The organism is Bacillus sp. KS1 (assembly GCF_020075515.1).
Lineage (GTDB): Bacteria > Bacillota > Bacilli > Bacillales > Bacillaceae > Bacillus > Bacillus velezensis.
Genome location: NZ_JACAWW010000022.1, coordinates 50255 through 65047 on the forward strand (window position 1 = coordinate 50255; position 14793 = coordinate 65047).

Sequence of the window (14793 nt, forward strand, 5' to 3'; positions counted from 1 at the left end):
CATTTCATGATTACAAAGCATATGATTCGGACGTTAATGATTGAAACGCCGACTGTTCCAGGAAATCTCGGAAAAGTGGCAACCGCCATCGGAGTGATGGGCGGAGATATCGGGGAAGTTGAAACCGTTAAAGTCGGCCCGAACTACACAATGCGCAACATTACGGTGCAGGCTGAAAATGAAGAGCAGCTGCAGGAAATCATTCAAGCCATTGAAGCTCTCGGTGAAGGCATCCGGCTTCATACAGTCTCAGATGAAGTGCTCTCTGCTCATGAAGGCGGTAAAATTCAGATGAAAAGCAAAATGCCGATCCGGACATTGGCTGAGCTTGGCCGTGTTTATACGCCGGGTGTCGCCGATGTGTGCAGACTGATTGAAAACGAGCCAGAAAAAGCGTCCATCTATACGACAATCAGCAATTCTGTCGCCATTGTCACCGACGGCACGGCGATTCTCGGCCTCGGCAATATCGGCTCTGTCGCCGGAATGCCCGTAATGGAAGGAAAAGCCGCGCTTTTTGACCAGCTGGCGGGTATCAGCGGAATTCCGATTTTGCTCGATACCTCTGATCCGGAAGAAATCATTCGCACGGTAAAACATATTTCTCCGGGGTTCAGCGGAATTCTGCTTGAAGATATCGGTTCGCCTCACTGCTTTGACATTGAAGACCGCCTTAAAGAAGAACTGGACATTCCGGTTATGCACGATGACCAGCACGGCACGGCGGTCGTCACGCTCGCCGCCGCCATTTCCGCTTGTAAAAGCGCCGGTCTTGATTTAAAAGAAGCGAAGGTCGGTCAGATCGGTCTCGGCGCGGCAGGCGTCGCCATCTGCCGCATGTTTATGGCATACGGAGTCAAAGCGGTCTGCGGAACGGACAAGTCAGAAGACGCAATGAACCGCCTCGCTCAGTACGGAGGTCAGCCGCTTGGAAGCATCAAAGAATTAATGGACACGTGTGACATTGTGATCAGCACCACAGGAGTTCCGGGTCTCATTAAAAAAGAGGATGTCAGAAAAGGACATGTCATTCTGGCCTTATCTAATCCGAAGCCGGAGATTGAACCGGAAGAGGCATTACAAGCCGGAGCCGCTTATGCAGCTGACGGCCGTTCGGTCAATAATGTTCTCGGCTTCCCGGGGATTTTCCGCGGCGCGCTGAACGCCAAAAGCAAGAAAATCGACCATGAAATGCTTGTGGCGGCCGCAGAAGCCATCGCCTCTTGCACAAAACACGGCGATCTCGTGCCTCAGCCTTTGGATGCGGACGTGCATCAAGCCGTATCAGCAGCCGTAGAACGGGCCGCGGCAGGAAAATAATAACCCTTGCAGTACCGGATGTGTGTCCGGTGCTGTTTTTTTATCATGAATAGGAAGCGGAATTCTTAGGCAGGCTAACAGATAGCAAAAGACGGAATAAAGAGGTGTCGATGTGGATTATTTTCCGCTGATCCATACAAATATTTGGGATGCTGTGATCGGCGTGCCGGTCGTCTTATGCGTCACACAGCTGATCAAAGTGTTCTGCCGGGTTCCAGGCATATTCGTTCCCACGATTGCCCTTGCTGCCGGAAATGTTGTGTCTATCGTTTTCGGTCATCATGAACACGTGTATGCGGGGATTTTTATGGGGTTTTTTTACGGATACGCCGCAATGGGGAGCTATTCATCTGCCAAAACGTCTCTGCGCGCTTACCGGTCGAAACATGAGCCGTATTCATGAACACATCTGGATTTTTTTGTTATGATAAAGAAAAGGGAAAAAGGAGCGATTGGCACATGGCGAAGAGCAAAACGAAAAAAATGCGAGAGCATCTCAAAAGAAACGGGATGCGTGACGCAGTCCTGTCAAGGGGGACGGCGCCGTCTTTCAGCACCCATGAAAGAGTGACGAAAACCAAAAAAGACAGGCTTGAAAGAATAAAGCATAAAAAAAGGAACCCCTATGATCACCGGAGTGATGACGGGGGTTCTTTTTTATGCCGGAATCTCGCGCCTTTCTATGATTTCTCTGTCATGTTTTCTCTTTTCTTTCATACAATCTACTAAATCAAGTCAATAGATTAGCGGGAGGAAAGCGGTATGAGAAAACAATCGTACAAAGAACTGTTTTTTCGCCATGTAAAGGATCATCTGTCACTTTATATATTTGTGTTCGTCTTGTTTTTGATGGGGGTCATTTTCGGGGCAATCATCGTCAACAGCATGACCATCACGCAGAAAGAAGATTTGTATTACTATTTAAGCAAGTTTTTCGGACAGCTGTCTGACGGAAAACATGCCGGCGCTTCAGAAATGTTTTGGCAGGCCGTCTTTCATGATGTAAAATATTTGGGGCTGATGTGGATCCTCGGTATTTCCGTGATCGGTCTTCCGGTTATTTTCATTATGGTGTTTTTAAAAGGAATCGTCGTCGGCTTCACGGTCGGTTTTTTAGTGAATCAAATGGGGATGAACGGGTTTTTCCTGTCATTTATTTCGGTTCTGCCGCAAAACATCGTTCTCATTCCGGCATATCTTATCATGGGGACATGCTCCATCGCTTTTTCACTGAAACTGATCCGGCAGCTGTTTGTCAAACGCAGCCTTCATGACGCGCCGATCCAATGGTTCGGACGCTACGCCTTCGTGCTGATTCTCATCGTTTTCTTCTCGGTCATCGCTTCGCTGCTCGAGGCGTACGTGTCTCCGCTGTTTATGGAAAAGCTGTCATCACGCATATTTTAGAATGATTATCACAAAATAATACTTTTATTTATCAGTTTATAATAATTATAGTTGGAACTCTGCGCGTATTTTGTTATAATGAGTCATGGAATGCGGCGTAGGAGGGAAAGACATGGAAAACCGTATTGATCGAATTAAAAAGCAGCTGCACTCGTCAAGCTACAAGCTTACGCCACAGCGGGAAGCAACGGTAAGAGTGCTGCTTGAAAACGAAGAAGACCATTTAAGCGCAGAAGATGTATACCTCCTCGTAAAAGAGAAATCTCCTGAAATTGGTCTCGCTACAGTATACCGTACATTAGAATTATTAACAGAGCTAAAAGTCGTTGATAAAATTAACTTCGGGGACGGCGTATCCCGCTACGACCTTCGCAAAGAAGGCGCGGCTCACTTTCATCACCATTTGGTGTGCATGGAGTGCGGAGCCGTCGATGAAATTGAAGAAGATCTGCTTGAAGACGTTGAAGAAGTGATTGAACGTGATTGGAAATTTAAAATTAAAGATCATAGATTGACTTTTCACGGAATCTGCCACCGCTGCCGCGGGGATGAAACAGAGTAAAAGCCTACGAACCTTTTCTGCCAGGAAAGGGTTTTTTGCTGTTTTTATGTATAAAAGCCTTTGAAATTGGCATAAGGTGTACTAACAGCCGCCAAAAGAAAGGGTCGATCGAAAGATGGGCAGATTCCTAAAAACAGCCGCGGATACGATCAAAGTGTTTATTCTGTTCACAGGTTTTACCGCGCTGTTCTATTATGCTATGATATGGGTGAATTCAGAGTATGAAAACTATCATCGGTACGATAAACCGGAAGGCTCCGCCGTCAAAGTGGCCAAAACGGAACATGAGGAGAAAGACGGCTGGTTCGGCCGATTGATCTTTTTTTACCAAAACGGGGAGTAGATCAAGAGTGAAGGATCAAATTAAGGATTTCATCCATTATGTGAGGGTTGAAAGAGGGCTGTCCCAAAATACGATGATGTCCTATGAGCGTGATCTGAAAAGTTATTCTCTCTTCTTAACTGAAACCCTTCAGATCACTTCATGGAATGATGTGACCCGTCTTCATATTATTCAATATTTAAAGCATATAAAGGACTCCGGAAAATCCGGCAAGACGTCTGCGAGGCATTTGGCGTCAATCCGGTCTTTTCATCAATTTCTGTTAAGGGAAAAAGCCGCGGATAAAGATCCTTCGGTACATATTGAAACACAAAAAACAGAGCGGACGCTTCCGAAAGTATTGGCGCTTCACGAAGTTGAGCGGTTATTGGACACGCCTAAGCTTGACAGCCCGTTCGGTCTCAGGGATAAAGCCATGCTTGAACTGCTGTACGCGACCGGCATCAGGGTCAGCGAGATGATCGAGCTGAAATTATCCGACGTCCATTTGACGATGGGATTTGTCCGCTGCTTCGGAAAAGGGCGGAAAGAGCGGATTGTGCCGATTGGTGAAGCCGCTTCTCATGCGATAGAAGCATACATTGAAAAAGCCAGAGGGAAATTATTAAAGAAAAACGTAACCGAAGCGCTTTTTCTGAATCATCACGGCAGGCAGATCAGCCGTCAGGGATTCTGGAAAAACCTGAAAAAAATCGCCCTTGAAGCGGGGATTAAAAAAGAGCTGACACCGCACACGCTTCGGCACTCTTTTGCAACGCACCTGCTCGAAAACGGCGCGGATCTGCGCGCCGTGCAGGAGATGCTCGGACATGCCGATATTTCCACGACGCAAATTTATACGCATGTGACGAAAACAAGGCTGAAGGACGTGTACAAACAGTATCATCCGCGTGCTTAGGAGCCGCTGCCAGAGGGGCCGCGGCTTTTTTGCCGGATTGGCGGAATACAGAGAAGGTTCTAATTATTTGAATCGGCATTGTCAACAAGAATGTAAACGGTTTATACTTGAGTTGTCTGACCTCTGTAAGCTACAATGGACAGATGGAAGAAAAGGAGGTTTTTATGATGTCTGAATACAAATATAACCGGGTATTTTTGATCGTAATGGATTCTGTCGGAATCGGTGAAGCGCCGGACGCCGCCGATTTTAATGATATAGGCGCAAATACGCTCGGACACATCGCAGAGCACATGAACGGCTTACATATGCCCCATATGGCGCAGCTCGGTCTCGGACTGATCGGAGACATTAAGGGCGTGGAAAAAACGGAGCACCCTCTTGCGTACTACGGAAAAATGCAGGAGGCGTCAAACGGGAAAGATACGATGACGGGGCACTGGGAGATTATGGGCCTCTACATTGAAAAACCGTTTAAAGTGTTCCCGGAAGGATTTCCGGATGAACTTCTTCAGGAACTTGAGCGGCGTTCAGGACGGAAAATCATCGGAAATAAGCCGGCTTCAGGCACGGCGATTCTGGACGAGCTCGGAAAAGAACATATGGAAACGGGTGCGCTGATCGTTTATACATCAGCAGATTCCGTACTGCAGATTGCGGCTCACGAAGATGTCGTTCCGCTTGACGAACTGTACAGCATTTGTGAAACGGCCAGAGAACTGACGCTTGATCCGAAGTACATGGTCGGCCGGATTATCGCAAGACCGTTCGTCGGAGAACCGGGCAGCTTCAAACGCACGCCGAACCGTCATGATTATGCGCTCAAACCATTCGGCCGCACGGTAATGAACGGAATGAAAGACAGCGGATTAGACGTCATTTCCATCGGCAAAATTTCTGATATTTATGACGGAGAAGGCATTACATCTTCCCGCCGCACGGTATCTAATATGGATGGCATGGACAAAGTGATTGAAACGCTCGGTGAAGAGTTCACGGGCCTGAGCTTTGCCAACCTCGTTGATTTTGACGCGCTGTACGGACACCGCCGCGATCCGGAAGGGTACGGAAAAGCGCTCGAGGAATTCGACGCGAGGCTTCCGGAAGTGTTTGAGAAAATGAAAGAAGACGATCTGCTTATCATCACTGCGGATCACGGCAATGATCCTGTCCATCACGGCACGGATCACACGAGGGAGTATGTGCCGCTTCTTGTGTACAGCAAAAAGCACAAGCACACTGAACAGCTGCCGCTTGCGGATACATTTGCCGATATCGGGGCAACCATTGCGGATAATTTCAAAACGGAAAAGCCGGAATACGGAAAAAGCTTTTTATCAAGATTACAGTAGGGGGACTTTTTTTGAAACAAAAAATCGAACGTGCTGCTGCATTTATTAAAGAACACGTGAAAGAAACACCAAAGATCGGTCTGATTTTAGGGTCAGGGCTCGGCGTATTGGCCGATGAAATTGAAGGGGCTGTCAAGCTAACATATGAAACGATCCCTGATTTTCCGGTCTCAACGGTAGAAGGCCATGCCGGCCAGCTTGTGATGGGAACGCTTGAAGGTGTGCAGGTCATCGCGATGCAGGGCCGCTTTCATTACTATGAAGGCTACTCAATGGATCAGGTCACATTTCCCGTCCGCGTGATGAAGGCGCTCGGCGTTGAATCTCTCGTCGTGACGAATGCAGCCGGCGGTATCAACACTGAATTCCGCGCCGGCGATCTGATGATTATTACAGACCACATCAACTTTACGGGCACCAACCCGTTAATCGGGCCGAACGAAGCTGAATTCGGACCGAGATTCCCGGACATGTCAGAAGCCTATGACAAAGAGCTGTCAAGCTTGGCTGAAAAAACGGCCGATGAGCTGGGCATTCCTGTTCAAAAAGGGGTGTATACAGCTGTTACGGGGCCGTCTTACGAAACGCCTGCTGAGGTTCGGTTTTTAAGAACGATGGGTTCTGACGCTGTCGGCATGTCGACCGTGCCGGAAGTCATCGTCGCCAACCACGCGGGGATGCGCGTGCTCGGCATCTCATGCATTTCCAACGCGGCGGCAGGTATTCTTGACCAACCGTTATCCCATGAAGAAGTAATGGAAATGACGGAAAAAGTAAAAGGCGGCTTTTTGAAGCTTGTAAAAGCCGTAGTCGCACGTTCTCAAAAATAAGTCAGCATCAGACAGCTGTTTCCTAGGAAGCAGCTGTTTTTTTGTGCCCTCAACACGAAACATTTTCCAGATGAGGCGTATAAAACCACCGGATTTGGAAAAAATAAAAAGGATTATGAAATGGAGGGCTTTGGAGATGAAACGTCTTATATCCACTTTGTTGATTGGCATTTTATTAACGGCATCAGCACCGTCCGCTTTTGCAAAGCCGGACGGAAAACATACATCGGAGCTCGCTCATGAAGCCAAAAGCGCCGTGCTGATTGAACGCGATACGGGAAGCATTCTTTATAACAAGAACAGCCGGGAGCGTCTGGCGCCGGCAAGCATGACAAAAATCATGACCATGCTTTTAATCATGGAAGCGCTTGACAAAGGGAAAATAAAGATGAGCGATAAAGTCAGGACGAGTGAACATGCCGCGTCCATGGGCGGATCACAGATTTTCCTTGAACCCGGAGAAGAAATGACGGTAAAAGAAATGCTCAAAGGAATTGCGATAGCTTCCGGAAATGACGCATCTGTCGCAATGGCGGAGTATATCGCCGGTTCAGAAGAGGATTTCGTCAGCCGGATGAACAAAAAAGCAAAAGAATTGGGATTGAAAGATACCTCCTTCAAAAACCCGACGGGACTGCCCGAAAAAGACCATTACAGCTCTGCTTATGACATGGCGAAAATGGCGAAGGAATTATTAAAGTATGATAAAATCACTCAATTTACGGGAACGTATGAGGATTATTTAAGAGAAAATACAGACAAAAAGTTCTGGCTCGTCAATACAAACCGGCTGATCAAATTTTATCCGGGTGTAGACGGCGTGAAGACGGGCTTTACAGGCGAAGCAAAGTATTGTTTAACCGCCACCGCTAAAAAAGGAAATATGAGGGTCATTGCTGTCGTTTTCGGAGCCAGCACTCCGAAAGAAAGAAATGCCCAAGTAACCAAAATGCTTGATTACGCCTTCAGCCAGTTCAAAACACACCCGCTGTACAAACGGGATCAAATCGTCGGAACGGTAAAAGTGAAAAAAGGAAAAAAGAAACTGATCAAGCTGACCACATCTGAGCCGATTTCTCTTCTGGCCAAAAAGGGAGAGAACATGGACAAAGTAAAAAAAGAAGTGAAAATCAACGGCAATGTAACGGCTCCGGTTAAAAAAGGAGAGGTGCTCGGCAGCCTCGTTCTGAAAAAAGACGGAAAGGTGCTCGTCGAAAGCCCGGTCACGGCAAAAGACGACATGGAAAAAGCGGGTTTTCTCACTTTTCTGAAGCGGACGATGGGAGATTGGACAAAATTTAAATAATCGTGGCGAACGGGCACTAGTTTTGTCATAGTGAAGGAATTGCTTTCCCGAAAATCGAAACACTCATTATCCGATCATATCAAGGAGGAATGAGCATGAGCCTTGGAATTGACTTTCATGTCAAAGAATCCGTGCTTTGTATTCGATTAACAGGTGAACTCGACCATCATACGGCAGAATCATTAAAACAAAAGGTTACTGAATCGCTGGAGGCTGACAGCATCCGTCACATCGTGCTGAACCTTGAAGATCTTACCTTCATGGACAGCTCCGGCCTCGGCGTGATTTTAGGGCGTTATAAACAAATTAAACAGCTCGGCGGAGAAATGGTCGTGTGCGCGATTTCGCCCGCGGTGAGACGTCTGTTTGACATGTCCGGCCTGTTTAAAATCATCAGGTTCGAACAATCAGAACAAAAAGCGCTTTTAACGTTGGGGGTGGCATCATGAAAAACGAGATGCATCTTGAATTTTCAGCCCTCAGTCAGAACGAATCGTTTGCGCGCGTAACAGTTGCTTCTTTTATCGCACAGCTCGACCCGACGATGGATGAGCTGACGGAAATCAAGACCGTCGTATCAGAAGCGGTAACAAACGCAATCATCCACGGCTATGAAGAAAACTGCGACGGAAAGGTGTACATCTCCGTTACGCTGGAGGATCATGTCGTCTATCTGACCATACGTGATGAAGGCCTCGGGATCACGGATCTTGAGGAAGCGCGCCAGCCGCTCTTTACGACAAAACCCGAGCTTGAGCGCTCCGGAATGGGCTTTACCATTATGGAAAACTTCATGGATGATGTCACGATTGATTCCTCGCCGGAGATGGGAACAACGATACGCTTAACAAAACACCTATCAAAAAGCAAAGCGCTTTGTAATTAAGGAGATTTGTTATGGATGTGGAGGTTAAGAAAAACAGCAAAAACGCGCAGCTCAAGGACCATGAAGTCAAAGAATTAATCAAAAAGAGCCAAGAGGGCGACCAGCAGGCAAGAGACCTCCTCATAGAAAAAAACATGCGTCTTGTGTGGTCCGTCGTTCAAAGGTTTTTAAACAGAGGCTATGAGCCGGACGATCTGTTTCAGATCGGCTGTATCGGATTGTTAAAATCCGTTGATAAATTCGATTTGTCCTATGATGTCCGTTTTTCAACTTATGCCGTGCCGATGATTATCGGAGAAATCCAGCGCTTCATCCGCGATGACGGAACCGTCAAAGTATCAAGGTCTTTAAAAGAGCTCGGCAATAAAATACGCCGGGCGAAAGATGAACTGTCAAAAACATACGGAAGAGTGCCGACCGTCCAGGAAATCGCGGATCATTTAGAAATTGATGCGGAGGATGTGGTGCTTGCGCAGGAAGCGGTGCGGGCGCCTTCATCCATTCATGAGACCGTGTATGAAAATGACGGAGACCCGATCACCCTGCTTGATCAGATCGCCGATCATTCAGAAGAGAAGTGGTTTGACAAAATCGCTCTCAAGGAAGCGATCAGTGATTTGGAAGAACGGGAAAAACTCATTGTCTATCTGAGATATTATAAAGATCAGACACAGTCGGAAGTAGCCGAACGGCTCGGGATTTCCCAAGTCCAGGTATCGAGGCTGGAGAAAAAAATATTAAAGCAGATTAAAGTGCAGATGGATCATACGGAAAGCTGACCTTTTACGGGCCGGCTTTTTTTATTTGTGCATCGGTGGTAAATTATGGTCTTTTGCCGCTGATGAATGAGAACAAAAGTGAACCACATACTACATATATAACCACCCGAAAGATGGTGATGCAAGATGGAAAGACGAATATTTCTCAGACTTCGCCACCGCGTGAAGGCTCATACCGGAGATATCATCACAATCGGCGACGCCGCGCAGATCGCGGGACAGCAAAAGCTGAAAAAAAAACTGTCGGCACTGCCGCTGTATAAGGTCACGAAAAAAGACAAAAATATCGTCGTGCTGGACATCATAAAAGTGCTGAAAACCATTCATACCGCTTTTCCCGCTCTTGATGTACAGACCGTCGGCGGCGCTGAAACGATAGTGGAAATCCATTACCAAAAAAAGCAGCTGTCAGCCGTTTTATTTGTCGGTGTCTGGCTCCTGCTTTTTATCGGTTCATGTCTTGCCATTATGAATTTTCATGAAGATGTCAGTATGAGAGAAGTTCATATCGCCTTATATGAAATCATAACGGGCGAACGGAATGAATATCCGTATCTGCTTCAGATTCCATACAGCATCGGCCTCGGTCTCGGTATGATCGTCTTTTTTAATCACATCTTCAAAAAACGCCTGAATGAAGAGCCAAGCCCGCTGGAAGTCGAGATGTTTAATTATCAGCTTGATCTCGATCACTATGTCGCAATGCACGAAAATGAAGAGACGATGAAAGATCTGCATGATCGTTAGCATTCTTTTCGTTATATTTGTCGGGCTTGGCGGAGGGCTGACCGTGGGTGCGGGCTTTGTGGCTTTTTTAACCGTTATGGGAATCGTCCCCCGCCTTATGCAGCTGACAAAAACAATGCGCTTTGTACAGGCCTACGAAGGAGCTGTTATTTCAGGAGCTGTGTTCGGCGGCTGGGAAACCTTAAATATGAATCATTTTTTTTTATCTGAATGGCTGGCCGTTCCGGTCGGGCTTTTGGCCGGTATGTTTGTCGGCATGCTGGCCGCCGCGCTTACAGAAGTGCTTAATGTGCTTCCCATTCTTGCCAAACGGATCGGCTTCGGCAGCAAAATCATCATATTGCTGATGGCCATTGTGTTCGGCAAAATAGCCGGCTCTTTATTTCATTGGCTGTATTTTATCCATCATTCATAAGGAGGAACCGACGTGACAAACTTAAAAGAAAATTACAAAACAAAAGTGAAAGACTATCAGCCGAAACCGCCATATGTTTGGAATTGCGTCAAAGCCTTTCTGATCGGCGGTTTGATCTGTCTGATCGGACAGGCTCTTCAAGACTTTTACATCCACTTTTTTAATTTTAATGAAAAAACAGCGGGCAACCCGACGGCCGCCACTCTTATTTTAATTTCCGCCCTTTTGACCGGATTCGGCATTTATGACAGACTCGGGCAGTTTGCCGGAGCGGGTTCAGCCGTGCCGGTGACGGGTTTTGCAAACAGTATGACAAGCGCCGCTCTGGAACACAGAAGTGAAGGACTCGTGCTCGGGGTAGCGACAAACATGTTTAAATTGGCGGGAAACGTCATTGTATTCGGCGTCGTGGCAGCCTATATCGTAGGTCTGATACGGTTTGCTTGTGAAAAACTGTTTTCGTAGGAGGAGAAAAAATGAAATTGACCGGAAAGCAAACCTGGGTATTTGAAAACCCGTTATTTGTAAATTCGGCGGGGACGGCCGCCGGACCGAAAGAAAAAGACGGCCCGCTCGGTTCGCTGTTTGATAAGACATACGATGAAATGCACTGCAATCAGAAAAACTGGGAAATGGCGGAACGTCAGTTAATGGAAGATGCCATCAACTCCGCTTTGCAAAAACAGAATTTGAAAAAGAGCGATATTGATTTGTTACTCGCGGGGGACCTTTTAAATCAAAATGTGACCGCCAACTACGTCGCCAGACATCTGAAAATTCCGTTCCTCTGTCTGTTCGGCGCCTGTTCGACTTCAATGGAAACGATTGCCGTCGCATCCGCGCTCATTGACGGCGGTTTTGCGAACCGAGCGATCGCAGCCACGAGCAGCCATAACGCGACGGCAGAACGGCAATTCCGCAATCCGACGGAGTATGGCGGGCAAAAACCGGATACCGCCACTTCAACGGTCACGGGGGGCGGGGCGGTCATCATCAGCCAAAACCCTTCTGATATCAAGATTACAAGCGCAACAGTGGGAAAAGTAAGCGACCTCGGAATAACAGATCCGTTCGATATGGGATCCGCCATGGCGCCCGCTGCCGCCGACACAATCAAACAGCACCTGCAGGACTTAAACCGCACGGCGGATGATTATGATCTGATTTTAACGGGTGACCTTTCAGGCGTCGGCTCGCCGATCGTGAAAGATTTGCTCAAAGAAGAAGGCTATCCCGTGGGAACGAAACACGATGACTGCGGTCTTCTCATCTATACGCCGGACCAGCAGGTGTTTGCGGGCGGAAGCGGCTGCGCCTGCTCTGCGCTTGTTACGTACACACATATTTTTAATCAATTAAAAGCAGGGACTCTAAACAGGGTACTCGTTGTCGCGACAGGAGCGCTTTTAAGTCCGACAATGATCCAGCAGAAGGAAACCATTCCGACCATCGCGCACGGTGTGGTATTTGAGCGGGCGGGAGGTGCATCATAAATGGAATATCTGTTGGCTTTTGTTTGCGGGGGAATCATATGCATTATCGGTCAGCTGCTGCTTGACATTTTTAAACTGACACCCGCCCATGTGATGACAACTTTTGTCGTCATCGGCGCCTTGTTAGATGGGTTCGGAATATATGACAAATTTATCGAATTCGCGGGTGCGGGCGCGACGGTTCCCATCGTCAGCTTCGGTCACAGCTTATTGCACGGCGCCATGCATCAAGCTCACGAGCATGGATTTATCGGGATTGCCATGGGGATTTTTGAACTTACTTCCGCCGGTATATCTTCAGCGATTTTATTCGCATTTCTTGTAGCCGTTATTTTTAAACCGAAAGGATAATGCCTGATGACGAAACGGAAGGTCATTCTTGTGACAGACGGGGACGTATACGCCGCCAAAACAATTGAATATGCAGCGGAAAAAGCAGGCGGACGGTGTATTTCCCAATCAAAGGGCAATCCGTCAACGAGAAGCGGGCCCGAACTTGTTCAGCTGATTAAAGCCGCGCCGAATGACCCGGTGTTTGTCATGTTTGACGATTCAGGCCTGCAAGGGGAAGGGCCGGGCGAAACGGCGCTGAAATATGTCGCCTCACATCAGGACGTTGAAGTGCTGGGGGTGATTGCGGTCGCTTCTAAGACCCATCAGGCTGAATGGACGAAAGTCGATGTCTCCATTGACCGTGATGGAGAAGTGACGGAGTTTGGCGTCGATAAAACCGGAATGAGAGAAATGGACGAGCACAGAATGAACGGAGATACGGTGTATTGTCTGGATAAATTGGACGTTCCCCTCATTGTGGGCATCGGCGACATAGGAAAGATGGGGAGAAAAGATGACATATCCAAAGGCTCGCCGATCACGATGAAGGCGGTCGAATTCATTTTAGAAAGGAGCGAAAGCCATGCCGGAAAAACCGGAAAACATGATCAAGGTGTACCGGGATCCTAGAAAAAATGAACAATTTTTTAAAGACCGCGTCGGTATGGGAACGAGCTATGATGTCGGCGTCCGCAAAGTTCGAGTATTAGACCGGGAAGTCCAGATTTACTTTGTCAACGGATTAACCGATACTTTGTTTATCGTTCATTTAATGGAACAGCTCGTCGACATCAATAATTATGACGAGAATGCGGATGAAGCGATTGACGTTGTTGAAAACAGGCTTGTCAATCAGCAGGTCCAAAAAGTCAAAACGCTCGACGAAGTAACGGATCAGGTGCTTTCCGGACTTGTCGCCGTTATCGTTGAAGACGCGGGCTTCGCCTTTATCGTTGACGTCAGAAGTTACCCCGGACGCACACCTGAAGAACCGGATACGGAAAAGGTCGTCCGCGGAGCAAGAGACGGTTTTATCGAAAATATCGTCATTAATACAGCATTGATCAGAAGACGAATCAGGGACGAAAGGCTCCGCGTCAAAATTACGAAAGTCGGCGAGCGCTCTAAGACCGATCTTGCCATTGTGTATATAGAAGACATCGCGGATCCGGACCTTGTCAGCATCGTCGAAAACGAAGTGAATGCGATTGACATTGACGGATTGACGATGGCTGATAAAACGGTGGAAGAATTCATCGTCAAACAGGGCTACAACCCGTTTCCGATGGTCAGATACACGGAGCGGCCGGATGTGGCCGCCAATCACATTTTGGAAGGGCACGTCATCATCGTCGTTGATACGTCACCGAGCGTGATCATAACGCCGACAACGATTTTTCACCATGTTCAGCATGCGGAAGAATACAGGCAGGCGCCTTCAGTGGGAACATTTTTAAGATGGATCAGGTTCTTCGGTATTATCGCTTCAACGGTCCTGCTTCCGATCTGGTTCCTCTTTGTTCTTGAACCGTCTCTTCTGCCTGAAAGATTGGATTTTATCGGTTTAAATAAAAATACGCATATCCCGATCATTCTGCAAATCTTTTTGGCCGATTTGGGGATTGAGTTTCTCAGGATGGCCGCGATCCATACGCCGACCGCTTTATCCACCGCCATGGGTCTGATTGCGGCGGTGCTGATCGGTCAAATCGCCATAGCGGTGGGGCTGTTTTCAGCAGAAGTGATTCTGTACGTATCGATCGCCGCCATCGGATCATTTACCACGCCGAGCTATGAGCTCAGTCTCGCCAATAAAATGATACGCCTCATCTTAATGGTGCTCGTGGCCATTTTCCAAGTGAAAGGCTTTGTGATAGGCTTTACATTGCTGCTGATCATAATGGCGAATATCCGCTCGTTTCATACGCCGTATTTATGGCCGTTTTTACCGTTTAACGGCAAGGCGCTGTGGCAGGTGCTCGTCCGGACGACAGTGCCGGGAGCGAAAGTCAGGCCGAGCATTGTTCACCCGAAAGACCGTCAAAGGCAGCCAAGCGGTTCATAATCGCATTGAAACCGACAGAAGATTATGATATTGTATGTCTTAACTTATACGGGACTT

20 protein-coding genes are annotated in these 14793 nt (G+C 47.6%); all 20 read left to right on the forward strand.

The window, feature by feature from the left end; genetic code table 11:
* Positions 1-6: 6 nt before the first annotated feature.
* The 20 genes from HWY38_RS16840 (at position 7) to HWY38_RS16935 (ending at position 14736) form a co-directional block, all read left to right on the forward strand.
* Positions 7-1320 (forward strand): NAD-dependent malic enzyme, encoded by a 1314-nt coding sequence (locus HWY38_RS16840; RefSeq protein WP_007409402.1) that lies wholly within the window; start codon positions 7-9, stop codon positions 1318-1320.
* 112 nt (positions 1321-1432) lie between these two features.
* A complete protein-coding gene (locus HWY38_RS16845) occupies positions 1433-1723 on the forward strand; it encodes a hypothetical protein (RefSeq protein WP_003153325.1) in 291 nt (96 codons plus the stop codon).
* 56 nt (positions 1724-1779) lie between these two features.
* Positions 1780-2049, forward strand: a complete 270-nt coding sequence (locus HWY38_RS16850; RefSeq protein ID WP_317986223.1) for a hypothetical protein — start codon at positions 1780-1782, stop codon at positions 2047-2049.
* Between the two features lie 33 nt (positions 2050-2082).
* The gene (gene spoIIM, locus HWY38_RS16855) at positions 2083-2727 is read left to right on the forward strand and encodes a stage II sporulation protein M (protein WP_007409404.1); all 645 of its coding nucleotides are present in this window, start codon (positions 2083-2085) and stop codon (positions 2725-2727) included.
* Positions 2728-2839: 112 nt separating this feature from the next.
* Positions 2840-3289: a ferric iron uptake transcriptional regulator gene (gene fur / locus HWY38_RS16860; protein ID WP_003153330.1), complete on the forward strand. Its 450-nt coding sequence runs from the start codon at positions 2840-2842 to the stop codon at positions 3287-3289.
* 115 nt (positions 3290-3404) lie between these two features.
* Positions 3405-3632: a YqzK family protein gene (locus tag HWY38_RS16865; protein WP_003153331.1), complete on the forward strand. Its 228-nt coding sequence runs from the start codon at positions 3405-3407 to the stop codon at positions 3630-3632.
* A gap of 7 nt (positions 3633-3639) precedes the next feature.
* Positions 3640-4530, forward strand: coding sequence for a site-specific tyrosine recombinase XerD (gene xerD, locus HWY38_RS16870; RefSeq protein WP_012117897.1), 891 nt, complete (start codon positions 3640-3642; stop codon positions 4528-4530).
* A gap of 167 nt (positions 4531-4697) precedes the next feature.
* Positions 4698-5882: a phosphopentomutase gene (deoB, locus tag HWY38_RS16875; protein ID WP_015417748.1), complete on the forward strand. Its 1185-nt coding sequence runs from the start codon at positions 4698-4700 to the stop codon at positions 5880-5882.
* 11 nt (positions 5883-5893) lie between these two features.
* Positions 5894-6712, forward strand: a complete 819-nt coding sequence (locus HWY38_RS16880; protein WP_007612343.1) for a purine-nucleoside phosphorylase — start codon at positions 5894-5896, stop codon at positions 6710-6712.
* A 136-nt stretch (positions 6713-6848) separates the two neighbouring features.
* Positions 6849-8018: a D-alanyl-D-alanine carboxypeptidase family protein gene (locus HWY38_RS16885; RefSeq protein WP_007612342.1), complete on the forward strand. Its 1170-nt coding sequence runs from the start codon at positions 6849-6851 to the stop codon at positions 8016-8018.
* 95 nt (positions 8019-8113) lie between these two features.
* Complete coding sequence (gene spoIIAA / locus HWY38_RS16890) at positions 8114-8467, forward strand: anti-sigma F factor antagonist (RefSeq protein ID WP_003153343.1); 354 nt, start codon at positions 8114-8116, stop codon at positions 8465-8467.
* Positions 8464-8904 (forward strand): anti-sigma F factor, encoded by a 441-nt coding sequence (spoIIAB, locus tag HWY38_RS16895; protein WP_003153347.1) that lies wholly within the window; start codon positions 8464-8466, stop codon positions 8902-8904. Before spoIIAA ends, spoIIAB begins: the two co-directional genes overlap by 4 nt.
* Positions 8905-8915: 11 nt before the next feature.
* The gene (gene sigF, locus HWY38_RS16900; protein ID WP_003153348.1) at positions 8916-9683 is read left to right on the forward strand and encodes an RNA polymerase sporulation sigma factor SigF; all 768 of its coding nucleotides are present in this window, start codon (positions 8916-8918) and stop codon (positions 9681-9683) included.
* Between the two features lie 126 nt (positions 9684-9809).
* Positions 9810-10430: a stage V sporulation protein AA gene (locus HWY38_RS16905; RefSeq protein WP_007409412.1), complete on the forward strand. Its 621-nt coding sequence runs from the start codon at positions 9810-9812 to the stop codon at positions 10428-10430.
* A complete protein-coding gene (locus tag HWY38_RS16910; RefSeq protein ID WP_029326122.1) occupies positions 10420-10845 on the forward strand; it encodes a stage V sporulation protein AB in 426 nt (141 codons plus the stop codon). The genes HWY38_RS16905 and HWY38_RS16910 overlap by 11 nt, the downstream gene beginning before the upstream one ends.
* A gap of 12 nt (positions 10846-10857) precedes the next feature.
* On the forward strand, positions 10858-11310 hold the full coding sequence (spoVAC, locus tag HWY38_RS16915; protein WP_003153353.1) for a stage V sporulation protein AC: 453 nt from the start codon (positions 10858-10860) through the stop codon (positions 11308-11310).
* Between the two features lie 11 nt (positions 11311-11321).
* Complete coding sequence (spoVAD, locus tag HWY38_RS16920; protein ID WP_044802121.1) at positions 11322-12338, forward strand: stage V sporulation protein AD; 1017 nt, start codon at positions 11322-11324, stop codon at positions 12336-12338.
* Positions 12339-12689 (forward strand): stage V sporulation protein AE, encoded by a 351-nt coding sequence (spoVAE, locus tag HWY38_RS16925; protein WP_007409415.1) that lies wholly within the window; start codon positions 12339-12341, stop codon positions 12687-12689. It begins immediately after the preceding gene.
* Between the two features lie 3 nt (positions 12690-12692).
* On the forward strand, positions 12693-13301 hold the full coding sequence (locus HWY38_RS16930; protein WP_029326123.1) for a stage V sporulation protein AE: 609 nt from the start codon (positions 12693-12695) through the stop codon (positions 13299-13301).
* Entirely contained in the window at positions 13255-14736 is a 1482-nt protein-coding gene (locus HWY38_RS16935) for a spore germination protein (protein ID WP_007612331.1), read from the forward strand. The genes HWY38_RS16930 and HWY38_RS16935 overlap by 47 nt, the downstream gene beginning before the upstream one ends.
* Positions 14737-14793: the final 57 nt, after the last annotated feature.